The sequence below is a fragment of the Citrobacter sp. C5_2 genome, from assembly GCF_014596845.2.
GTDB lineage: Bacteria > Pseudomonadota > Gammaproteobacteria > Enterobacterales > Enterobacteriaceae > Citrobacter > Citrobacter werkmanii.
In genome coordinates this window covers 4,151,144-4,174,531 of sequence record NZ_CP115032.1, presented here as the reverse complement: position 1 = coordinate 4,174,531, position 23,388 = coordinate 4,151,144, and the positions used below count along the sequence as shown (strand labels likewise).

The 23,388-nt window shown below is 55.8% G+C and carries 19 protein-coding genes and 1 pseudogene; 10 read left to right on the top strand and 10 right to left on the bottom strand.

All coding sequences use genetic code 11. From position 1 onward, the window contains the following. The first annotated feature begins 6 nt into the window (after positions 1 to 6). Positions 7 to 1,236: a polysaccharide deacetylase family protein gene (locus tag ICA20_RS20380; RefSeq protein WP_038637320.1), complete on the top strand. Its 1,230-nt coding sequence runs from the start codon at positions 7 to 9 to the stop codon at positions 1,234 to 1,236. Between the two features lie 6 nt (positions 1,237 to 1,242). Here the strand turns inward: ICA20_RS20380 and panD are convergent, their stop codons facing one another. The 9 genes from panD to thpR all read right to left on the bottom strand — a co-directional run bounded on the left by panD (position 1,243) and on the right by thpR (position 8,414). Then, positions 1,243 to 1,623: an aspartate 1-decarboxylase gene (gene panD / locus ICA20_RS20375; protein ID WP_023178331.1), complete on the bottom strand. Its 381-nt coding sequence runs from the start codon at positions 1,621 to 1,623 to the stop codon at positions 1,243 to 1,245. Positions 1,624 to 1,717: 94 nt separating this feature from the next. Next, complete coding sequence (gene panC / locus ICA20_RS20370) at positions 1,718 to 2,572, bottom strand: pantoate--beta-alanine ligase (protein WP_038637327.1); 855 nt, start codon at positions 2,570 to 2,572, stop codon at positions 1,718 to 1,720. A gap of 11 nt (positions 2,573 to 2,583) precedes the next feature. Beyond that, on the bottom strand, positions 2,584 to 3,375 hold the full coding sequence (panB, locus tag ICA20_RS20365) for a 3-methyl-2-oxobutanoate hydroxymethyltransferase (RefSeq protein WP_038637330.1): 792 nt from the start codon (positions 3,373 to 3,375) through the stop codon (positions 2,584 to 2,586). Positions 3,376 to 3,495: 120 nt separating this feature from the next. Continuing rightward, positions 3,496 to 3,987 carry a 2-amino-4-hydroxy-6-hydroxymethyldihydropteridine diphosphokinase gene (folK, locus tag ICA20_RS20360; protein ID WP_038637333.1) on the bottom strand — a complete coding sequence of 164 codons (492 nt, stop codon included), beginning with the start codon at positions 3,985 to 3,987 and terminating at the stop codon, positions 3,496 to 3,498. Between the two features lie 110 nt (positions 3,988 to 4,097). Continuing rightward, positions 4,098 to 5,492, bottom strand: coding sequence for a polynucleotide adenylyltransferase PcnB (pcnB, locus tag ICA20_RS20355; RefSeq protein ID WP_204525718.1), 1,395 nt, complete (start codon positions 5,490 to 5,492; stop codon positions 4,098 to 4,100). 71 nt (positions 5,493 to 5,563) lie between these two features. After that, positions 5,564 to 6,460, bottom strand: coding sequence for a tRNA glutamyl-Q(34) synthetase GluQRS (gene gluQRS, locus ICA20_RS20350; protein WP_038637339.1), 897 nt, complete (start codon positions 6,458 to 6,460; stop codon positions 5,564 to 5,566). Between the two features lie 70 nt (positions 6,461 to 6,530). Continuing rightward, a complete protein-coding gene (gene dksA / locus ICA20_RS20345) occupies positions 6,531 to 6,986 on the bottom strand; it encodes an RNA polymerase-binding protein DksA (protein ID WP_003018625.1) in 456 nt (151 codons plus the stop codon). A gap of 177 nt (positions 6,987 to 7,163) precedes the next feature. Next, positions 7,164 to 7,868 carry a DNA/RNA nuclease SfsA gene (sfsA, locus tag ICA20_RS20340; protein WP_038637342.1) on the bottom strand — a complete coding sequence of 235 codons (705 nt, stop codon included), beginning with the start codon at positions 7,866 to 7,868 and terminating at the stop codon, positions 7,164 to 7,166. Between the two features lie 15 nt (positions 7,869 to 7,883). Further along, positions 7,884 to 8,414, bottom strand: coding sequence for an RNA 2',3'-cyclic phosphodiesterase (gene thpR / locus ICA20_RS20335; protein ID WP_038637344.1), 531 nt, complete (start codon positions 8,412 to 8,414; stop codon positions 7,884 to 7,886). 73 nt (positions 8,415 to 8,487) lie between these two features. Here thpR and hrpB point away from each other — a divergent pair, with 73 nt between their 5' ends. From hrpB to fhuB, 6 genes are all read left to right on the top strand, one after another. Next, complete coding sequence (gene hrpB, locus ICA20_RS20330; protein WP_038637347.1) at positions 8,488 to 10,917, top strand: ATP-dependent helicase HrpB; 2,430 nt, start codon at positions 8,488 to 8,490, stop codon at positions 10,915 to 10,917. A 135-nt stretch (positions 10,918 to 11,052) separates the two neighbouring features. Next, positions 11,053 to 13,593: a bifunctional glycosyl transferase/transpeptidase gene (gene mrcB, locus ICA20_RS20325; RefSeq protein WP_038637350.1), complete on the top strand. Its 2,541-nt coding sequence runs from the start codon at positions 11,053 to 11,055 to the stop codon at positions 13,591 to 13,593. A 305-nt stretch (positions 13,594 to 13,898) separates the two neighbouring features. Continuing rightward, entirely contained in the window at positions 13,899 to 16,148 is a 2,250-nt protein-coding gene (gene fhuA / locus ICA20_RS20320) for a ferrichrome porin FhuA (RefSeq protein ID WP_038637353.1), read from the top strand. Between the two features lie 47 nt (positions 16,149 to 16,195). Continuing rightward, a complete protein-coding gene (gene fhuC / locus ICA20_RS20315; RefSeq protein ID WP_038637358.1) occupies positions 16,196 to 16,993 on the top strand; it encodes a Fe3+-hydroxamate ABC transporter ATP-binding protein FhuC in 798 nt (265 codons plus the stop codon). Further along, positions 16,993 to 17,883, top strand: coding sequence for a Fe(3+)-hydroxamate ABC transporter substrate-binding protein FhuD (gene fhuD / locus ICA20_RS20310; RefSeq protein ID WP_038637362.1), 891 nt, complete (start codon positions 16,993 to 16,995; stop codon positions 17,881 to 17,883). The genes fhuC and fhuD overlap by 1 nt, the downstream gene beginning before the upstream one ends. Next, positions 17,880 to 19,862: a Fe(3+)-hydroxamate ABC transporter permease FhuB gene (fhuB, locus tag ICA20_RS20305; RefSeq protein WP_038637365.1), complete on the top strand. Its 1,983-nt coding sequence runs from the start codon at positions 17,880 to 17,882 to the stop codon at positions 19,860 to 19,862. Before fhuD ends, fhuB begins: the two co-directional genes overlap by 4 nt. A gap of 114 nt (positions 19,863 to 19,976) precedes the next feature. On the opposite strand, the gene hemL is transcribed toward fhuB, so the two are convergent. Then, positions 19,977 to 21,257 (bottom strand): glutamate-1-semialdehyde 2,1-aminomutase, encoded by a 1,281-nt coding sequence (hemL, locus tag ICA20_RS20300; protein ID WP_038637369.1) that lies wholly within the window; start codon positions 21,255 to 21,257, stop codon positions 19,977 to 19,979. Positions 21,258 to 21,425: 168 nt separating this feature from the next. Here hemL and clcA point away from each other — a divergent pair, with 168 nt between their 5' ends. From clcA to erpA, 3 genes and pseudogenes are all read left to right on the top strand, one after another. After that, entirely contained in the window at positions 21,426 to 22,847 is a 1,422-nt protein-coding gene (clcA, locus tag ICA20_RS20295) for a H(+)/Cl(-) exchange transporter ClcA (protein WP_038637374.1), read from the top strand. 23 nt (positions 22,848 to 22,870) lie between these two features. Beyond that, positions 22,871 to 22,936 (top strand): annotated as a pseudogene (yadW, locus tag ICA20_RS20290) (small protein YadW). Next, positions 22,929 to 23,273 carry an iron-sulfur cluster insertion protein ErpA gene (gene erpA, locus ICA20_RS20285; protein WP_006686771.1) on the top strand — a complete coding sequence of 115 codons (345 nt, stop codon included), beginning with the start codon at positions 22,929 to 22,931 and terminating at the stop codon, positions 23,271 to 23,273. The pseudogene yadW and the gene erpA overlap by 8 nt, the downstream one beginning before the upstream one ends. Positions 23,274 to 23,388 lie beyond the last annotated feature (115 nt).

Genomic DNA, 23,388 nt, shown 5'->3' with positions numbered 1-23,388 from the left:
TCTCATATGGTTATGCGCGTTGTGCTTATTTTGTTGCTCCTGTCTTCTGGCAGCGTAGCTGCGGCTTTGCCTGCTCGCTACATGCAAACTACCGAAGCGGCTGCCGTGTGGGCGCAGATAGGTGACAAAATGGTGACGGTGGGGAATGTTCGCGCCGGGCAGATCCTTGCCGTAGAGCCGATAGCGGCTGACTATTACGAATTCACCTTTGGCTTGGGTACCGGGTTTATTGATAAAGGGCATCTGGAGCCTGTTCAGGGGCGGCAGAAAGTTGACGATGGTTTGGGCGATCTCAATAAACCCCTCAGCAATCAAAGCCTGATTACCTGGAAAGATACACCGGTTTATAATGCCCCGGATGTCGGTAGCGCCCCGTTTGGCGTGCTGGCCGATAATCTGCGCTATCCCATAATCAGTAAGCTTAAAGACCGACTCAACCAGACGTGGTACCAGATCCGCATTGGCGGCAGACTGGCCTATATCAGTGCTCTGGATGCGCAGGAAGACAACGGCATCCCGGTGTTAACCTATCATCATATTCTGCGTGATGAAGAGAATACCCGCTTTCGCCACACCTCCACCACAACCTCCGTACGCGCTTTTAGCAACCAAATGGCCTGGCTACACGACCGCGGCTACACGACGCTGACGATGTATCAACTGGAAGGCTATGTACGCAACAATATGAACCTCCCGGCGCGGGCGGTGGTGCTGACTTTCGACGATGGTCTGAAGTCGGTGAGTCGTTATGCTTATCCAGTGTTGAAACAGAACGGCATGAAGGCGACGGCGTTTATCATCTCGTCACGCATTAAGCGCCATCCGCAGAAGTGGGATCCGAAATCGCTACAGTTTATGAGCGTCTCTGAACTGAATGGGATCAGGGATGTGTTTGACTTCCAGTCGCATACCCATTTTTTACATCGAGTGGACGCTCACCATCGGCCGATCCTGCTGAGCCGCAACTATCACAACATTCTGTTCGATTTTGCCCGTTCGCGGCGGGCTCTGTCCCAGTTCAATCCTCACGTCCTGTATCTTTCATATCCGTTTGGCGGTTATAACGCCACGGCGGTAAAAGCGGCGGGCGATGCGGGATTTCACATGGCGGTAACCACGGTGAGAGGGAAGGTGAAGCCGGGCGATAATCCGATGCTGCTCAAAAGGCTGTATATTTTACGCACGGATTCGCTGGAAACGATGTCGCGGCTGATCGTCAATCAGCCGCAGGGGTAAGGACTATCAGGCAACCTGGACCGGAATAGCTTTCGCGGTGCGCTTCATTTCGTTGTCGCCTTCAAAGTAGGCCACTTTCGGCCGCCATGTCCGGGCTTCTTCATCAGACATGGTGACGAAGCTGGCGATAATCACAATGTCGCCAACCTCAGCGCAATGCGCCGCCGCACCGTTCACCGAGATGATTTTGGAGCCGCGTTCAGCCGCAATCGCATAGGTTGAGAAACGTTTCCCATTGGTCACGTTCCAGATATCAATCGCTTCGTTTTCCAGAATACCGGAGGCATCGAGGAAATCCTGGTCAATGGCACAGGAACCTTCGTAGTGCAGGTCCGCCTGCGTGACTTTTACGCGGTGGAGCTTGCCTTGCAGCATGGTGCGAATCATAACTTCTATACCCTGTCGTTTATCTTGGCTAAGCAGGCGCTTGTAGCCTGCTTTGGAAATTCTCAGGCAGTATTGCCCGATTTTTAACCCCTGTCTACTGGGCTAATGTAACGCTTTGATTATCGATCAAACGCGCCTGTCCCAGCCATGCGGCGACCAGAATGACCGCACGTTTGCTGTTTTCGGTGAGTTCAAGCAGCGTGTCGGCATCGCGGATCTGAATGTCGTCGGCGCGGAAGCCTTTTTCATTCAGTTCTTGCGCTGCAATGGCAATCATCTCGTCCAGGTCACGCTCACCGGCCTGTAACTTTTCGCCGATGCCGCTCATCACTTTGTATAATCCTGGGGCGATTTTACGCTGCTCTGCCGTCAGATATCCGTTACGCGAGCTGAGCGCCAGACCATCTTTGGCGCGGATAATCGGCACGCCGACTATCTCAATGTCGTAGCCCAGATCGGCGACCATTTTGCGAATCAGCGCCAGTTGCTGGAAATCCTTCTCGCCAAAGCAGGCGATATCCGGCTGGATCAGGTTGAACAGCTTGCTGACGATAGTTGAGACGCCGCGGAAGTGGCCCGGACGGCTGGCGCCTTCCAGCATGGTAGAGAGGCCGGGAACATCAACGTACGTCTGGCCTTCCAGCCCCTGCGGGTAGATTTCCTCAACGGCTGGAGCAAAGACATAATCGACTTTGCGCTTGTTCAGTTTTTCGCAGTCTTCCTGCAGCGTGCGCGGATAGCGCACCAAATCTTCCGGTCTGTCGAATTGCATCGGATTGACGAAAATGCTGACGATGACCACATCAGCCCGGGCTTTTGCCTCATCAACCAGTTTCATATGGCCGTCGTGCAGATTGCCCATAGAGGGAACCAATGCGACGCGTTTGCCTTCCTGGCGCAGACGACGGACATGCTGACGCAGCAGCGGCAGGGTTTCGATAATTAACACACCTGGACTCCTTAATGGAAACTGTGTTCTTCGCCCGGATAAACGCCGGACTCCACTTCTGCCATATACTGCCGTACGGCGGCGCGCATGTCGCCCGCTTCGGCAAGGAAATTTTTCGCGAATTTTGGAATATGACCGCCGGTGATGCCAAACGCATCGTGCATTACCAGGATCTGACCATCGGTGACGTTGCCCGCGCCGATGCCGATCACCGGAATCGACAGCGCTTCAGTAACGCGCTTCGCCAGTTCAACCGGCACGCATTCCAGCACCAACAGTTGAGCGCCTGCCGCTTCTAAGGCCAGCGCGTCATCCAGCAGTACCTGCCCGGCGTCGCCGCGGCCCTGAATTTTATAGCCGCCGAAGATATTCACCGATTGCGGCGTCAGCCCCAGATGACCACAAACCGGGACGGCGCGTTCGGTGAGCATTTTCACCGTATCAACCAACCATGCGCCGCCTTCAATCTTGACCATATTGGCCCCCGCACGCATCACGATGGCCGCGTTTTCAAACGTCTGTTCCGGCGTGGCATAAGCCATAAACGGCAGGTCGGAGAGCAGCAGGCAGTTCGGCGCGCCACGGCGAACGGCGCGGGTGTGGTAGGCGATATCTTCCACGGTGACCGGCAGGGTGGAGTCGTGCCCCTGAATTGTCATGCCCAGTGAGTCGCCCACCAGCATCACGTTGATGCCTTCATCGGCGAATAATTTGGCGAAGCTGTAATCGTACGCGGTAATGGTGGCGAAGCGTTTCTTTTCCTGTTTGCATTTCTGTAACAGCGAAATGGTGGTCGGTTTCATAACATTTCCTGATGATGAAAGTCATATTTACCGGCATTCTAACAGTCACATTCAGGGGGGCAATTGATTTAAGCAATCGTTTGGCGCTAAAGCAGTAAACGCTAAAGGGGAGGCTATGTTTTACCAGTGGGCGGGTTTTGCCGCACCAAGATGGGTGAGATGCTGATGCAGGCTGATACCATCCGGAAAGATCAGATCAGGGGCGATCTCAAACAGCGGCCACAGCATAAAGCCCCGGTTTTTCATGTCGTAGTGCGGCACGGTCAGACGGTCGGTGTTAATCACTTCATCGCCAAACAGCATAATGTCGAGATCCAGCGTACGCGGACCCCAGCGTTCGGCCTTGCGCACACGCCCCTGTTGCAGCTCAATGCGCTGGGTATGGTTAAGCAATTCTTCTGGGGCGAGAGCGGTATCCAGCGCCACGGCGGCGTTCAGGTAATCGGGCTGATCCTGTGGGCCTAATGGCGGTGTGCGGTAAAATGAAGAGACGGCCACAATGCGGCTGTCGGGAATTTCACCGATCGCCTGTACGGCAGCATTCACCTGTTCCAGCGGGGAGGCGAGGTTGCTGCCAATAGCGATATATACCCGTCGTCTTTCAAGCTGCATCTGTGTTGGCTTTCCTCGCTCATCCCAGTCACGTACTGATGTTCGCTCCCGGGAGTTCGCTGTGTCGCCGCCTTGATGCAACCCGAAATCCATTGGATATTCGCGATTGGTCACGCGGAGCCCTCGCGGCGTGGCGCGCGTTTACGTGGGCGACGATGACGACGACGTTCAGGCTCTTCATCCAGCTCGTTCAGCATGCCTTTTTGCTCCGGCGGCGCTGAAACCTGGAATTCACCCCACCATTGAGCCAGACGCTGCAGCTCGGCGTTGTTTTCCACTTCTGCACGCAGGGCCAGCAGGTCGTAGGCGGCGCGGAACTTCGGATGTTCCATCAGCTTCCAGGCGCGTTTGCCCTGACGACGAGACATGCGTAACTGCAACTGCCAGATATCGCGGGTCAGCGAGGTTAATCGTTTCGGGATTGCCAGCGAGCGACAGGCTTCGTCGAGTACGTCATTCATTGCCAGTGCGAAAGCGTCGTAATAGGCCAGGCCGCTTTCTTGCGCGATTTTCTGTGCGGCTTCCAGTAACGGATACCAGAACATGGCGGCGAACAAGAACGCCGGGTTAACGCGCATATCATTGTTAATGCGGTTATCGGTATTCTTCAGCACCTGGGCGATAATGCGTTCCATCGGGCTGTCACCGTCTTCGGTGAAGTAGCGCGTAATGGTTGGGAACAGCGGCTGGAACAGGCTGTACTCACGCAGTTTTTTATAGGTTTCATACCCATAGCCCGCCTGTAACAGCTTAAGCGCTTCTTCAAACAGGCGTGCGGGAGGAATGTCGTTCAACAGCGTTGCCAGACGCGGGATCGGCTCTGCGGTTTCCGGGCTGATACGCATGTCGAGCTTGGCGGCAAAGCGCACGGCGCGCAGCATACGTACGGGATCTTCGCGATAGCGCGTTTCCGGATTACCGATCAGGCGAATGATGCCTTCTTCGAGATCCTGCATGCCACCGACGTAATCACGCACGGTGAAATCGGCCACGCTGTAATACAGGCTGTTGATCGTGAAATCGCGACGCTGGGCATCTTCTTCAATGGAGCCAAAGATGTTATCGCGCAGCAGCATACCGTTTTGCCCGCGTTGCGACGTGGTGCGATCGGCTTCGCTGCCTTCATGATGGCCGCGAAAGGTCGCCACTTCGATAATTTCCGGGCCAAACATCACATGCGCAAGGCGGAAACGGCGACCGACCAGACGACAGTTGCGAAACAGTTTTCGCACCTGATCCGGCGTTGCGTTAGTGGTGACATCAAAATCTTTTGGCTTTTTGCCCAGCAAAAGATCGCGCACGCCCCCGCCAACCAGCCATGCCTCGTATCCGGCCTTATTGAGCCTGTACATTACCTTCAGGGCATTTTCACTGATATCTTTGCGGGAGATTGAGTGCTGCTCACGCGGGATTACCGTCATATGTGGACGGGCGACGGCAAGCTCGGCCTCGCGCTCCTCGCGGCTTAGCACCTTGCGGCAAAAATTAGCGACTCGGGTAAAAATAGTGCACCTCGGTAGTGTCAAACTTCAATCAGAACAAGTGTTGCTGTGTAAAAATAGCGGCTAATCATAGCTCAGCGTGGCGCATTTGAGAATGGCGTATTTACGATCGCTGATTCTGGCACCGTTGTCAGACTCCAGTTTTTGACGGCAAACTGAAGGATCTGATCGACCTGCATTTCCTGCCACGCGATATCCGCACGCTGGCCGAGAAAGCGCAGCGCGGCAATAATCACCGGACGTGGATCGCCTTGCGGCAGGGCAGGTGCATGATTTTGTTTGGAAAGTTTAGCGCCTTGTTCGTTAAGCGCCAGCGGCAGATGAATATAGTCTGGCGCCTGCCAGCCAAACTGCTGATACAACGAAATTTGCCGCACCGTCGGTTCTATGAGATCGGCGCCGCGCACAATTTCCGTCACGCCCTGGAAATGGTCATCTACCACTACCGCGAGGTTATAGGCAAACAGCCCGTCGCGGCGGTGAATAATAAAATCTTCGCCAGCTAGTTGCGGGTTAGCCTGAATCACACCGCGTAGCCGGTCAGTAAACTGCATCACGGGGCGGCGTTGCTTGATGCGAACAGCCGCCTGCTCTGGCCCGAGGCGTAACTCACGGCAGTGGCCGTCGTAAATACCGCCGACGCTTTGAATACGCGCCCGCGTACAGGTGCAGTAATAGCTCAGATCCTGCTGATGCAGCCAGCTAAGCGCCTCTCGGTAGGCTTCATGACGCTGGGATTGCCATAAAATTTCGCCATCCCAGTGCAGGCCGTAATGTTCCAGCTGACGCAGAATCGTCTCTGCAGCACCGGGAACTTCACGAGGGGGGTCAATGTCTTCAATACGTACTCGCCAGATGCCGCGCCGGGCACGGGCCTGCAGGTAGCTCCCGAGGGCGGCAATGAGTGAACCGAAGTGCAGTTCGCCTGAAGGGGAGGGGGCGAAGCGGCCAATATAGTGTGAATCGCTCATTTTGCGGACTAACAAATAATAAGGCGGGAGAAACTCCCGCCTGTAGTAAACGTGGTAAAAATGACCGGAATTAACCTGCCATTTGTTTTTCGCGGATTTCTGCCAGCGTTTTGCAGTCGATACACAGATCGGCTGTCGGACGCGCTTCCAGACGGCGAATACCAATTTCTACGCCGCATGATTCGCAGTAGCCGAAATCTTCGTCTTCTACCTTCTTCAGCGTCTTCTCGATCTTTTTGATCAGTTTGCGCTCACGGTCACGGTTACGCAGCTCAAGGCTGAATTCTTCTTCCTGCGCGGCGCGGTCCACCGGATCAGGGAAGTTAGCCGCTTCGTCTTGCATATGAGATACGGTGCGATCGACTTCATCCCTAAGTTGATTACGCCATGCCTCAAGAATACGCCTGAAGTGCGACAGCTGGGCTTCGTTCATATACTCTTCGCCCGGTTTCTCCTGGTACGGCTCCACCCCAGCGATGGCGAGAATACTCAGGGACGATGTTTTACGGTTTTGCCCTTCTTGCATGTTGCTTCTCCTTAACACGCACTATCGATCCCCATGTTCGGGGGAAAAATCAGGTCGCTATAAATAGCAGATGCTTTTCCGGATAGCAATTATCTAAACGTAACACTTGACAACCCTGTGAGGAAAAGCGTATTTGCACATGCGCCCAGAATATTAATTAACCAGATGTTTACACCATTACAAGGTAATGGGCAACGGCTCTTTAAGAGTCATACCATGGGCAGAAAGTTCCGCTTTATAAACCAGAATTTCGACCCCCTTTTGCCGAGCTTCGACCAATAATTGCGCATATTTCGTATCAATATGGCGCGCGGGTGAAAACCGTGTAATGGCTGAATGTAGCACAGCGAAAAATATCACCGCCCGCTTACCTTCAGCCGCTACGCTCATCAATTCCCGAAGATGTTTCTGACCTCGTTCAGTGATGGCATCGGGAAAATAACCCTGATCTTTTTCCGCCAACGTGACTGATTTCACTTCAATATAGCAGTCAGGTCGGGAATCCGCCTGTAACAAAAAGTCTATACGACTCCCTTCGGCGCCGTATTTTACTTCACTTTTCAATATGCTATAGCCTGAAACTTCTGAAATTAGCGACTGCTGAATCGCCTCTTTCGCTAATCTGTTCGCCCACAGCGTGTTAACACAAATAAATGCCCCGGATTGCGTTTGCGTTAATTCCCAGGTATGCGGATATTTCCGTTTGGTATTTTCTGACGTTGAATACCAGACGGTATCACCTGGCGTTGCGCATCCGGTCATCGCGCCGGTATTTGGGCAGTGTAACGTTAACGTAGTGCCATCCGGTGTGATCACATCCGCTAAAAAGCGCTTGTAGCGCTGGATGAGCGTAGCGGGTTGTAAAGGTGGAGAAAATTGCATGAACAGTCCCTTTGATTATTCAGTCAGCATCCAGCGTTGCAACTGCGTGTAACGCGTACGCCCCCGCGTGAATGTGGAGGAATAGAGCGCAAACCCGGTGACCGGGAACGACCAGCCAAAGCCGGGGGGCGGAATGGGAACCGCGTGTCCGGCATCGCGCAGCAGCGTGATATGCGGGTGAAACGGCTGCGGGCTTTGATAGCACCCGCTGCGTGAGGCCTGCGCCCGCAGCATATTCGCCAGTTGTAACAGTCCGCGCGGCGGCTGACGCATCCCCAGCCACACTACTCGCGAACGCAGCCATTGCCCGGCATCATCCAGTTTGAGCGTAAAACCGGGCTGGCGAATGCGTCCGGCTAGCTGCGACAACGCCTGTTGCTTCTCTGCGCTGACATCACCTAAAAAGGCCAACGTCAGATGCAGATTTTCGGCGGCGACGGGACGGCCTGCTTCAGGAGGGAACTGCGCGGCTCGCCAGTGGATTAACTGCTCCCGAACCTCGGCAGGCAATTCAATCGCAAAGAACAGCCTTTTTGGCTCAGACATGATGGATACTCGGTTATGAATTAACGCGATGCTACAATGCAGCGCGAAGAATGTTAACCCTCTGGAGCCATTTGTGACGTCGTTGCCCGTTGCCGCCGTAGTGCCTGAACTGCTTACCGCCCTTGATGCCTCGCCGCAGGTTCTGCTGACCGCGCCGACCGGTGCCGGGAAATCGACCTGGCTGCCGTTGCGACTGCTTGAGCATGGTGGCATCAAGGGGCGGATAATTTTGCTGGAGCCGCGCCGTCTGGCGGCACGCAATGTGGCGCAGCGGTTGGCGGAGTTGCTGAACGAAAAGCCCGGCGAGACCGTGGGGTATCGCATGCGCGCGCAAAGCTGCGTGGGGCCGCAGACCCGGCTGGAAGTGGTGACGGAAGGCGTCCTGACGCGCATGATCCAACGCGACCCCGAACTCACGGACGTCGGGTTAGTGATCCTCGATGAATTTCACGAACGGAGTCTGCAGGCCGACCTGGCGCTGGCGCTGCTGCTGGATGTACAGCAAGGTCTGCGTGACGATCTGAAACTGTTGATCATGTCCGCAACGCTCGATAACGGGCGCTTGCAGCAGTTATTGCCCGATGCGCCCATGATTATCTCTGAAGGCCGCACATTTCCGGTCGAGCGACGGTATCAACCGCTGGCGGCACATCTGCGTTTTGACGAAGCGGTGGCGATAGCCACGGCGGAGCTACTGCGCTATGAAAGCGGGTCGCTGCTGCTGTTTTTACCGGGCGTTGGGGAAATCCAGCGCGTGCAGGAGCATCTGGCAACGCGTGTGGGCAGCGATGTTGTGCTGTGCCCACTGTATGGCGCGCTGACGCTTGCCGAGCAGCGTCAGGCGATTTTGCCCGCGCCGCAAGGCCAGCGCAAAGTGGTGCTGGCCACCAACATTGCTGAAACCAGCTTAACGATTGAAGGTATTCGGCTGGTGGTAGACTGCGCTCAGGAGCGCGTGGCGCGCTATGACGCGCGCACTGGACTGACGCGACTGATTACCCAGCGCATCAGTCAGGCCTCGATGACGCAGCGAGCGGGACGCGCAGGGCGTCTGGAACCCGGAATTTGTCTGCATCTGCTGGCCAAAGAGCAGGCGGAAAGAGCGGCTTCGCAAGGGGAGCCGGAGATATTACAGAGCGATCTGTCCGGGCTGCTAATGGAGTTGCTGCAATGGGGATGCACCGATCCCGCGCAACTAAACTGGCTGGATACGCCGCCCGCTATCAACCTGCAGGCGGCAAAACGACTGTTGCAGATGCTGGGTGCGCTTGCGGGTGACAGGCTCAGCGCTCGCGGGCAGAAAATGGCGATGTTGGGGAACGATCCTCGCCTGGCGGCGATGCTGGTCAGCGCCAGCAATGATACCGAAGCGGCAACGGCGGCAAAACTGGCAGCGATTCTGGAGGAGCCGCCGCGCGGTGGCTGTACCGATCTGGCTGTGGCGTTTTCACGCAATCACCCCGCCTGGCAGCAGCGCAGCCAGCAATTGCTGAAACGGCTCAATGTTCGCAGCGGACAGCCCGACAGTAGGCTGCTTTCCCCGTTGCTGGCGCAGGCGTTTGCCGACCGGATCGCGCGTCGACGCGGGCAGGAAGGGCGTTATCAACTGGCTAATGGTATGGGTGCAATGTTGGATGCTGATGACGCTTCCGGACGCCATGAATGGCTGATAGCGCCGTTGTTGCTACAGGGCAGCGCTTCGCCGGATGCGCGTATTCTGCTGGCCCTGCCGCTGGAGATTGACGTGCTGATGCAGACGTGTCCTGAACTGCTCCAGCAGTCCGACACTATCGAGTGGGATGAAACCCAGGGCACATTAAAAGCCTTACGCCGCTCGCGTATTGGTCAGCTCACGGTAAAAGTCCAGCCGCTGGCTAAACCCTCGGAAGAGGAGTTGCACCAGGCGATGTTGAATGGCATTCGCGATAAAGGGCTAAGTATGCTCAACTGGACGCCGGAGGCCGAGCAGTTTCGGCTGCGTTTGCACTGTGCGGCGACCTGGTTGCCAGAATATGACTGGCCTGCGGTAGATGAAGATTCTCTGCTGGCGACGCTGGAGACCTGGCTGTTGCCGCACATGAGCGGTGTGCACTCTTTACGCGCGTTAAAAGCATTAAATGTGGGTCAGGCATTGCGCGGTTTGCTGGACTGGTCAATGCTGCAACGTCTGGATAGTGAACTGCCGGCGCATTACACTGTGCCGACGGGGAGTCGGATTGCCATTCGCTATCATGAAGATAATCCTCCTGCGCTGGCGGTGCGGATGCAGGAAATGTTTGGCGAAGCGAGGACTCCAACCATCGCTCAGGGCCGCGTTCCGCTGGTGCTGGAGCTGCTGTCTCCGGCCCAACGACCGCTACAGGTGACCAGCGATCTGAGCGCGTTCTGGCAGGGATCGTACCGCGAGGTGCAAAAAGAGATGAAAGGGCGCTATCCCAAACATGTCTGGCCGGACGATCCGGCGAATACCGCGCCAACGCGGCGCACCAAAAAGTATTCGTAATGTAACTGTAGGCCGGATAAGGCGTTATGCCGTATCCGGCGAAAGAGCGGTAATAATTGAGAGATTTCTTCTTCTGTCGCAGGACGGAAGAACAGAGAATCGGGCCCTTGCGCCTGAATGTTGCGGAGAAAAAGCATGGCGGGGAATGACCGCGAGCCAATTGGACGTAAAGGGAAACCATCGCGTCCGGTAAAACAAAAGGTGAGCCGTCGTCAACTCAGAGATGAAGAGTATGACGACGATTATGATGATGATGACTATGAGGATGAAGAACCGATGCCGCGTAAGGGTAAGGGCAAAGGGCGTAAGCCTCGTGGTAAGCGCGGCTGGTTCTGGCTGCTGGTAAAACTGTCGATTGTCTTTTTGGTGCTGATCGCCATTTACGGCGTGTATCTGGACCAAAAAATTCGTAGCCGTATTGATGGCAAAGTCTGGCAACTTCCGGCGGCGGTATATGGCCGCATGGTTAACCTTGAGCCAGAAATGCCCATCGGCAAGAATGAGATGGTGAAGCTGCTGGAGGCCACGCAGTATCGTCAGGTGTCGAAGATGACGCGTCCGGGCGAATTCACCGTACAGGCGAAGAGCATTGAGATGATTCGTCGCCCGTTTGACTTCCCGGACAGCAAAGAAGGGCAGGTGCGCGCGCGTCTGACCTTTGACGGCGATCATCTGGACACCATCGAGAATATGGATAACAACCGCCAGTTCGGTTTCTTCCGTCTCGATCCGCGTCTGATCACCATGCTCTCTTCACCAAACGGCGAGCAGCGCCTGTTTGTCCCGCGTAGCGGCTTCCCGGATCTGCTGGTGGACACGCTATTGGCGACAGAAGACCGTCACTTCTATGAACACGACGGGATCAGTCTCTATTCCATTGGCCGTGCAGTGCTGGCGAACCTGACGGCAGGTCGTACGGTACAGGGGGCCAGTACGCTGACCCAGCAGTTGGTGAAGAACCTGTTCCTCTCCAGCGAGCGCTCCTACTGGCGTAAAGCCAACGAAGCCTATATGGCGCTGATCATGGATGCGCGTTACAGCAAAGACCGTATTCTTGAGCTGTACATGAACGAAGTCTATCTCGGCCAGAGCGGTGACAACGAGATCCGAGGCTTCCCGCTGGCGAGCTTGTATTACTTCGGTCGTCCGGTGGAAGAGTTAAGCCTCGACCAACAAGCACTGCTGGTTGGGATGGTGAAAGGGGCGTCGATTTATAACCCGTGGCGTAACCCGAAGCTGGCGCTGGAGCGTCGTAACCTGGTGCTGCGTCTGCTGCAACAGCAGCAGATTATCGACCAGGATCTATATGACATGCTGAGCGCGCGTCCGTTAGGCGTGCAACCGCGCGGCGGGGTCATCTCCCCACAGCCAGCGTTTATGCAGATGGTGCGTCAGGAGCTACAGGCGAAGCTCGGCGATAAAGTTAAAGATCTCTCCGGCGTGAAAATTTTCACCACCTTTGATTCCGTGGCGCAGGACGCTGCAGAAAAAGCGGCGGTGGAAGGCATTCCGGTGCTGAAGAAACAACGTAAGCTGAGCGATCTGGAAACGGCGATTGTGGTGGTTGATCGCTTTAGCGGCGAAGTTCGCGCCATGGTCGGTGGGGCAGAGCCGCAATTCGCGGGCTATAACCGTGCGATGCAGGCGCGTCGTTCGATTGGTTCTCTGGCGAAACCGGCGACCTATCTGACGGCGCTCAGCCAGCCGAAGCTGTACCGCCTGAATACCTGGATTGCCGATGCGCCAATTGCGCTGCGTCAGCCGAACGGCCAGGTGTGGTCGCCGCAGAACGATGACCGTCGCTATAGCGAAAGCGGTAAAGTGATGCTGGTGGACGCGTTAACGCGCTCAATGAACGTACCCACGGTGAATCTGGGGATGGCGCTGGGCTTGCCTGCCGTGACCGATACCTGGCTGAAGCTGGGCGCGCCGAAAGATCAGCTTAACCCGGTTCCGGCTATGCTGCTGGGGGCGCTGAACCTGACGCCAATCGAAGTGGCGCAGGCGTTCCAGACTATTGCCAGCGGTGGGAACCGCGCGCCGCTGTCGGCGCTGCGTTCGGTGATTGCCGAAGATGGCACGGTGTTGTACCAGAGCTTCCCGCAGGCTGAGCGTGCCGTTCCGGCGCAGGCGGCGTATATGACGCTGTGGACCATGCAGCAGGTGGTTCAGCGTGGTACAGGCCGCCAGCTTGGCGCGAAGTATCCTGGGCTGCATCTGGCGGGTAAAACCGGGACCACCAACAACAACGTCGATACCTGGTTCGCCGGGATTGACGGCAGCCAGGTGACCATCACCTGGGTGGGCCGTGATAACAACCAGCCAACCAAGCTGTACGGTGCCAGCGGCGCGATGTCGATTTATCAGCGTTATCTGGCTAACCAGACTCCAACCCCGCTGGTGCTGACGCCACCGGAGGATGTGGTGGATATGGGCGTGGACTATGACGGCAACTTCGTGTGTAGTGGTGGGATGCGCACGCTGCCAGTATGGACCACCGATCCAGACTCACTGTGTCAGCAGGGGGAAATGCTGCAGCAGTCGGGTAATCCGTTCGATCAATCTTCTCAACAGCCGCAGCAACAGCAGCCTCAACAGCAGCAACCGGCGCAGCAAGAGAAGAAAGACAGCGACGGCGTAGCGGGCTGGATTAAGGATATGTTCGGCGGGAACTAATCCCTCAACAAAACCCGCTTCGGCGGGTTTTTCTTTATTCGCGCAGGATAACCACGCTGCTATTCGACCATCCGTCATTGTTTTGCCTGATGGCGCTACGCTTATCAAGCCTACTGTGCAAGGGCGTAACGCCTCCTGCCAGCCTAATTTATTAACCCTTTCTTTTCATCTGGTTATTTCTTAACCCCTTAGTTTTAGTAGGGACGCGTATTGCTTGCGCTTGCAACAGCGTTTCGAATATTATGCTCTCGTTATAATAATAATTCTCGTTTACGTTATCATTCACTTTCATCAGAGAAATACCAATGGCGCGTATTAAAACTGCTCAGCCAAATTCCTCGCTGCGTAAAATTGCAGTTGTGGTAGCCACAGCGGTTAGCGGCATGTCTGTCTATGCACAGGCGGCGGTTCAACCGAAAGAAGAAACCATCACCGTAACCGCAGCGCCTGCTCCGCAGGAAAGTGCATGGGGGCCAGCGGCAACCATCGCCGCACGACAGTCTGCTACGGCGACCAAAACCGATACTCCGATTCAAAAAGTTCCTCAGTCTATTTCAGTGGTCACCGCTGAAGAGATGGCGTTACATCAGCCGAAATCGGTTAAAGAGGCGCTCAGTTACACTCCTGGTGTCGCCGTGGGTACGCGTGGCGCATCCAATACCTATGACTATCTGATTATTCGCGGATTCGCGGCAGACGGCCAAAGTCAGAACAACTATCTGAATGGCCTGAAGATGCAGGGTAACTTCTACAACGATGCGGTAATCGATCCTTATATGCTGGAGCGCGCTGAAGTGATGCGCGGTCCGGTTTCCGTTCTTTACGGAAAGAGCAACCCTGGCGGGTTGTTGAACATGGTCAGCAAGCGCCCCACGACAGAGCCGCTGAAAGAAGTTCAGTTCAAAATGGGCACTGACAGCCTGTTCCAGACCGGGTTTGATTTCAGCGACGCGCTGGATGACGATGGCGTGTACTCATACCGCCTGACCGGCCTGGCGCGTTCCGCTAATGCACAACAGCAGGGCGCAGAAGAGCAACGCTACGCTATCGCGCCATCGTTCTCATGGCGTCCGGATGATAAGACAAACTTCACCTTCCTCTCCTACTTCCAGAACGAGCCTGAAACCGGTTATTACGGTTGGTTGCCGAAGGAGGGTACCGTATCTAAGCTGCCAAACGGTTCACGTCTGCCCACCGATTTCAACGAAGGCGCAAACAACAATACCTACTCTCGTAATGAGAAGATGGTGGGCTACAGCTTCGACCACGAATTTAACGACACCTTTACCGTGCGTCAGAATCTGCGTTATGCGCAAAACAAAGTTTCGCAGAACAGCGTGTATGGCTACGGCATGTGCTCAGATCCGCTCTATACAAAAGATCCGGCTAACAGTCCTTGTGCCAGCGTTCCTCAGTCAGATTGGGATCATACATTGACTCGTCAGTACGTTGACGATAATGAGAAATTGCAGAACTTTGCTGTTGATACGCAGGTGCAGAGCAAATTTGCTACCGGTTCCCTGGATCACACATTGCTGACCGGCGTTGACTATATGCGTATGCGTAACGACATCAACTCCTGGTTTGGTTGGGCTGGTTCTGTAGCGCCGTCAGATATCTATAACCTTGACCGCAGCGACTTTGATTTTGGCGCGCATACTGGACCAGGTGCTCCGTATCGTGTTCTGAATAAACAGGAACAAACTGGTCTGTACGCTCAGGATCAGATGCAGTGGGATAAGGTGCTGGTTACTCTGGGGGGTCGTTACGACTGGGCTAAACAGGATTCTCTGAACCGCGTTTCTGGCGTGCAGGACTCCCGTGATGACAGACAGTTCACCTGGCGTGGCGGTGTTAACTATCTGTTTGACAATGGTGTAACTCCGTATTTCAGCTATAGCGAATCCTTTGAACCGGCTTCCCAGACCGGGGCTAGCGGCAATATCTTTGCGCCATCCAAAGGTAAGCAGTACGAAGCTGGCGTGAAATACGTGCCGGGCGATCGTCCGATCGTGTTGACCGGTGCGGTATACCAGCTCACCAAAACCAATAATTTGATGGCCGACCCGAATGGATCGCTTTTCTCGGTTGAAGGCGGTGAAATTCGTTCACGTGGTGTGGAAATTGAAGCAAAAGCGGCGCTGTCTGCCAGCGTTAACGTTGTCGGTTCTTATACCTACACCGATGCGGAATACACCACCGACACCAACTACAAAGGCAATACGCCTGCTCAGGTGCCAAAGCATATGGCATCCTTGTGGGGTGATTACACCATCTATGACGGCGCGCTCTCTGGCCTGACGCTGGGAACCGGCGCTCGTTTAACCGGTTCAAGCTACGGCGATCCGGCAAACTCCTTCAAAGTGGGAAGCTACACGGTGGTGGATGCGTTAGTGCGATACGATCTGGCGCGCGTCGGCATGGCGGGCTCCAACGTGGCGCTGCATGTGAACAACCTGCTTGATCGTGAATATGTCGCCAGTTGCTTCAACACCTATGGCTGCTTCTGGGGCGCAGAACGTCAGGTCGTTGCAACCGCAACCTTCCGTTTCTAATTTCTCTTTGGGCACGCTTTGCGTGCCCGTTTTACAAGTTGGCTGCTATGCAGGAAAACAGATCCCATCCCGATACCACTTTTGCGTTGCGTAATGTCTCCTTTCGTGTGCCTGGGCGCACGCTTTTGCATCCACTCTCGTTAACGTTTCCCGTAGGAAAAGTGACTGGTCTTATCGGCCACAACGGTTCCGGAAAATCGACGTTATTGAAAATGCTGGGACGTCATCAGCCGCCGTCAGAAGGCGAGATCCTGCTCGACGAACAGCCGCTGGAGAACTGGAGCAGTAAAGCGTTTGCCCGCAAGGTCGCCTATTTGCCGCAGCAGTTGCCGCAGGCAGAAGGGATGACCGTTCGCGAACTGGTAGCGATTGGCCGCTATCCGTGGCACGGCGCGCTGGGACGTTTTGGCGTGGCCGACAGAGAGAAAGTAGAAGAAGCCATTTCATTGGTGGGCTTAAAACCCCTGGCGCATCGTCTGGTCGATAGCCTGTCCGGCGGCGAGCGTCAGCGTGCGTGGATCGCCATGCTTGTGGCGCAGGACAGCCGCTGCCTGCTGCTTGACGAACCGACCTCTGCGCTGGATATCGCTCATCAGGTCGACGTACTGGCGCTGGTGCATCGCTTAAGTCAGGAGCGCGGCTTGACGGTGGTTGCCGTACTGCACGATATCAATATGGCGGCCCGCTACTGCGATTATTTAGTTGCGCTGCGCGGCGGCGAAATGATTGCTCAGGGAACGCCTGCGGAACTGATGCGCAGCGAAACGCTGGAACAGATTTACGGTATCCCGATGGGCATTTTGCCGCATCCGGCCGGTGCCGCACCCGTGAGTTTTGTCTATTAATGATCGGATTACCTCATATTACCCGTCGGCGGCTGCTGACGGCGATGGCGCTGTCGCCGCTGCTGTGGCGGATGAATACGGCTAACGCGGCGGCGATTGATCCGCGGCGTATTGTGGCGCTGGAATGGCTGCCGGTAGAGCTGTTGCTGGCGCTGGGCATCGTGCCGTATGGCATTGCGGATATCCCTAACTACAAACTGTGGGTCAATGAACCCCCATTGCCGGACTCGGTGATTGACGTCGGTCTACGTACGGAACCCAATCTCGAACTACTGACCGAAATGAAACCCTCGTTTTTGGTATGGTCGGCTGGTTATGGCCCCGCCCCCGAAAAACTGGCGCGGATTGCGCCTGGTCGGGGATTTAACTTCAGTGATGGCAAAAAGCCGCTGGCGGTTGCGCGTCAGTCGCTGCAGGAAATGGCGCAGTTGCTGAATCTGCCAGCTTCTGCTGAACGCCATCTGACTGAATACGATCGTTTTATCGCCAGCCTGAAACAGCGCTTTATCCAACGTGGCGCGCGCCCCGTGCTCCTGACGTCCCTGCTTGATTCGCGGCATATGCTGGTGTTTGGCCCGAACAGCCTGTTCCAGGAGGTGCTGGACGAATATGGGATCCCCAACGCCTGGCAGGGAGAAACCAACTTCTGGGGCAGCACTGCCGTGAGTATTGACCGGCTTGCAGCCTATAAGGATGTTGATGTGCTGTGCTTTGATCACGGCAACAACAGAGAAATGGATGCGCTGATGTCTATGCCGTTATGGCAGGCGATGCCGTTTGTCCGTGACGGACGTTTTCAGCGCGTGCCCGCCGTCTGGTTTTATGGTGCAACGCTGTCCGCGATGCATTTTGCCCGCATCCTGGATAATGCACTGGGAGGCAAAGCGTGAGTAAACGAATTGCGCTGTTCCCAACGCTTCTTCTGGCGGTTCTGTTTGTCGCTGCCTGCTGGCTCACCTGGGTTAACTTCTCTGTGGCGCTACCGCGCAGCCAGTGGCAACAGGCCATCTGGTCACCGGATATCGATGCCATTGAGCAGATGGTTTTCCACTACAGCCTGCTGCCGAGGCTGGCGATTTCGCTATTAGTTGGCGCCGGGCTGGGGTTGGTCGGCGTGTTGTTCCAGCAGGTGCTGCGTAACCCGCTGGCGGAGCCAACCACGTTAGGTGTCGCAACCGGGGCGCAGTTAGGTATTACGGTCACGACGCTGTGGGCGATTCCGGGGGCGCTGACCGCGCAATTTGCGGCGCTGGCAGGGGCCTGTATCGTTGGCGCGCTGGTGTTTGGCGTTGCCTGGGGCAAACGTCTTTCCCCCGTGACGCTAATCCTTGCCGGTCTGGTGGTCAGCCTGTACTGCGGAGCGATTAACCAGTTGCTGGTACTTTTCCATCACGATCAGCTGCAAAGCATGTTTTTGTGGAGCAGTGGCTCGCTGACGCAAACCGACTGGAGCGGCGTTCAACGTTTGTGGCCGCAACTGCTGGGCGGCGTGATGTTGACGCTGCTGTTATTACGCCCAATGACGCTGATGGGACTGGATGACGGCGTGGCGCGCAACCTTGGGCTGGCGCTATCGCTGGCGCGTCTGGCGGCACTGACCCTGGCGATTGTCATCAGCGCCTTGCTGGTTAACGCTGTCGGAATTATCGGTTTTATCGGCCTGTTTGCCCCGCTGCTGGCAAAAATGCTCGGTGCCCGGCGCTTACTGGCGCGTCTGATGTTGGCCCCGCTGATCGGCGCGCTGATCCTCTGGCTCTCCGATCAAATCATTCTGTGGCTAACCCGCGTCTGGATGGAAGTCTCCACCGGTTCGGTGACGGCGCTGGTTGGCGCGCCGCTGCTGCTGTGGCTGCTGCCGCGTCTTAAGAGCATGAGCGCACCGGATATGAATGCCAGCAACCGCATCGCCGCTGAGCGTCAAAATGTCCTGATGTTTGCGCTGGCGGGCGGCGCAATTTTACTGCTGACGGTCGTCGTGGCACTGTCGTTCGGACGTGATGCGCACGGCTGGACATGGGCCAGCGGATCGATGCTGGATGAACTGATGCCCTGGCGCTGGCCGCGTATTCTGGCGGCGCTGATTGCCGGGGTGATGCTGGCGGTGGCGGGTTGCATTATTCAGCGTCTGACCGGAAATCCAATGGCCAGCCCGGAAGTCCTCGGTATTAGTTCCGGCGCGGCATTTGGCGTTGTGTTAATGCTGTTTCTGGTGCCCGGCAATGCCTTTGGCTGGCTGCTCCCCGCCGGGAGCCTCGGAGCGGCAGTCACTCTGCTTATCATCATGGTTGCCGCCGGGCGTGGCGGTTTTTCGCCGCACCGCATGCTGCTGGCTGGGATGGCGCTCAGTACGGCGTTTACAATGCTACTAATGATGCTGCAGGCCAGCGGCGATCCGCGCATGGCGGGCGTGTTGACCTGGATCTCCGGTTCAACCTATAACGCGACTGGCGAGCAGGTATTGCATACCGGGATAGTGATGGTTTTCTTGCTGGCGCTGACGCCGCTATGTCGTCGTTGGTTGACGATTTTACCTCTTGGCGGCGATACGGCGCGGGCGGTCGGTCTGGCGTTGACGCCGTCACGCGTGGGATTACTGCTGTTGGCGGCGGGATTAACGGCGACAGCAACCATGACGATTGGGCCGTTGAGCTTTGTCGGGCTGATGGCGCCGCATATTGCTCGCATGATGGGTTTTCGCCGGGCGATGCCGCATATGCTGATTTCGGCGCTGGCGGGAGGCGTGCTGTTGGTCTTTGCCGACTGGTGCGGCAGAATGGTGCTGTTTCCGTATCAGATCCCGGCGGGATTACTGTCGACGTTTATCGGCGCGCCGTACTTTATCTATCTGCTGAGAAAGCAGAGCCGCTGAGGCTGATTCTTTTCATGTAGGCCGGATAAGACGCTTTGCGTCGCCATCCGGCAATAAAAAAGCCGGGTGGCGGCTTCGCCTTACCCGGCCTACTTTGTTTCTGTACGTTCTCTTTTACAGTTTCGTAAACACCCGACGCGCGGCGTCGATGGTGTTATTGATATCTTCTTCGCTGTGCGCCACAGACATAAAGCCCGCTTCGAAGGCAGACGGCGCCAGGTAAATCCCTTCATCCAGCATCATGTGGAAGAACCGCTTAAAGCGTTCAACGTCGCATGCCATCACATCCTGATAGCAGGTCACGGTTTCTGCATCGGTGAAGAAAATCCCGAACATCCCGCCCACATGGTTAACCACCAGAGGAATGTTCGCTTCTTCGGCGGCTTCCAGCAGACCTTCCGCCAGACGCGTTGTCAGTTCATTCAGCGTTTCATGAATACCCGGTTGGGCCACTTCGTTCAGACAAGCAAAACCTGCCGCCATCGCAATCGGGTTACCAGACAGCGTACCCGCCTGGTAAACCGGACCGGTCGGCGCAAGGGCATCCATCACATCACGACGGCCACCGAATGCGCCAACGGGCATCCCGCCGCCGATGATTTTACCCAGGCAGGTCAGGTCCGGAACGACGCCGTAATAATCCTGCGCACCGGCCAGCGCCACGCGGAAACCGGTCATCACTTCATCGATGATCAACAGCGCGCCAAACTCATCGCACAATGCACGCAGGCCTGGCAGGAATTCCGGCAGTGGCGGAATGCAGTTCATGTTGCCGGCGACCGGCTCAACGATGATACAGGCGATCTCCTGCGGATATTGCTCAAACGCCGCACGTACCGAAGCGAGATCGTTGTAGGTGCAGGTCAGGGTGTGTTTCGCGAAATCAGCGGGTACGCCAGGGGAGTTCGGCTGGCCCAGCGTTAACGCGCCGGAACCGGCTTTGACCAGCAGGCAGTCAGCATGGCCGTGGTAGCAGCCTTCAAATTTGATGATCTTATCGCGACCGGTGAAACCGCGCGCCAGACGGATGGCGCTCATCGTCGCTTCCGTACCGGAGTTCACCATGCGCACCATGTCCATGGTCGGTACGAGTTCAGTGACCAGTTCCGCCATTTTCACTTCCATCTCGGTTGGCGCGCCGAAACTTAAACCGCGCTCTGCCGCTTCAATCACTGCATTACGGATTGCCGGATGGTTATGGCCCAGCACCATCGGTCCCCAGGAACCGACGTAATCGACATAGGCTTTACCATCGACATCATACAGATACGCGCCGTCTGCTTTTTCGATAAACAGCGGAGTACCACCCACGCCAGTAAAGGCGCGAACGGGGGAGTTAACGCCGCCGGGGATAAGTTCGCGTGCTGCGCTGTAGAGATTTTCAGACTTACTCATGGATGGGGTCCTGGTTCGTAGAAAAAGTAAATGCCCGCTATTCTAGTTATTCAGAGAAGGTTATGAAAGTTTTACGCAATTGAAACAATGCGATTTGCAGGGGATTTTCGTGAAATGTGCGAGTAGAATGCCGATTCCGTATTTGTATTACCAATTAATGATCATCTGATGAAGACTGACACTCCCTCTTTTGAAGCACAACAAATTGTGCGTTTACGCCGCAGGGATCAAATCCGTCGACTCCTGGAACGAGACAAAACGCCGTTGGCGATCCTCTTGATGGCCGCGGTAGTGGGTACCGTGACGGGACTAGTGGGCGTGGCGTTTGAGAAAGCGGTGACCTGGGTGCAGAATCAGCGCATCGGCGCGCTGGCTCAGGTTGCGGACCATGCCATTTTGCTGTGGCCGCTGGCGTTTATCCTCTCCGCATTGCTGGCGATGGTCGGCTATTTTCTGGTGCGTAAATTTGCGCCGGAAGCGGGCGGTTCGGGGATCCCAGAGATTGAAGGCGCTTTGGAGGAATTGCGACCTGTGCGCTGGTGGCGCGTTCTGCCGGTGAAATTTATCGGCGGTATGGGTACGCTGGGCGCTGGGATGGTGCTCGGGCGAGAAGGGCCGACCGTGCAGATTGGCGGCAACATAGGGCGTATGGTGCTGGATATTTTTCGTATGCGCAGCGCCGAAGCGCGGCATACTCTGCTGGCTACCGGTGCCGCTGCGGGCCTGTCGGCGGCGTTCAATGCCCCTCTGGCGGGGATCCTGTTCATTATTGAAGAGATGCGTCCGCAGTTTCGCTATAACCTCGTGTCGATCAAAGCCGTGTTTACCGGCGTCATCATGTCGAGCATTGTGTTTCGCGTTTTCAATGGTGAAGCTCCAATTATTGAAGTTGGCAAGCTCTCCAATGCGCCGGTGAATACGCTGTGGCTGTATCTGGTGCTGGGGATTGTTTTTGGCTGCGTCGGACCGTTGTTTAATACCATGGTGTTGCGTACCCAGGATATGTTCCAGCGTTTCCACGGTGGTGAGATTAAAAAATGGGTGCTCATGGGCGGCGCGATTGGCGGCTTGTGCGGGATCCTCGGATTAATTAAACCTGAAGCAGCGGGTGGTGGGTTTAACCTGATCCCGATTGCTGCGGCGGGCAATTTTAGCGTCGGTCTGCTGCTGTTTATCTTTATTGCCCGGGTGATTACCACGCTGCTGTGCTTCTCGTCCGGCGCGCCTGGCGGGATTTTTGCCCCGATGCTGGCGTTGGGTACGCTGCTTGGTACCGCGTTCGGTATGGCCGCAGCGGCCTCTTTTCCGCAGTATCATCTGGAGGCCGGAACTTTTGCCATTGCCGGAATGGGGGCTTTGTTGGCGGCTTCGGTAAGGGCGCCGCTCACCGGTATTGTGCTGGTGCTGGAGATGACCGATAACTATCAGCTCATTTTGCCAATGATTATTACCTGTCTTGGCGCAACACTATTAGCCCAATTTATGGGCGGAAAGCCGCTATACTCGACTATCCTTGCCCGCACGCTGGCAAAACAGGAAGCGGAGCAGGCGGCAAAAAGTCAGGGGACTACCGCTGGTGAGAATACTTGAACGAAATACCAGGGTATTAGATAATGGCTTTAACCATTGGGTTATAATTTGCCCAATTGCCAATGTCGTTTGGAGCAAAATATGAGTGATGACGTAGCGCTGCCACTGCAATTTACTGAAGCAGCAGCCAATAAAGTAAAAAGCCTGATCGCTGATGAAGATAACCCGAATCTGAAATTACGCGTGTATATCACTGGCGGTGGTTGCAGCGGTTTCCAGTATGGTTTCACCTTTGATGATCAGGTGAACGATGGTGATATGACCATTGAGAAACAAGGTGTTGGTCTGGTGGTTGATCCGATGAGCCTGCAATATCTGGTGGGTGGTTCGGTTGACTATACCGAAGGTCTGGAAGGTTCCCGCTTCGTTGTGACTAACCCGAATGCTAAAAGCACCTGCGGGTGTGGTTCTTCTTTCAGCATCTGATTGCTGTCTGTAATACTGATGGTCTGATGTTGTAGGCCCGGTAAGCGCAGCGCCACCGGGCAATGTGCCGGATGGCGGCGTAAACGCCTTATCCGGCCTACATGTTCTGTATCGT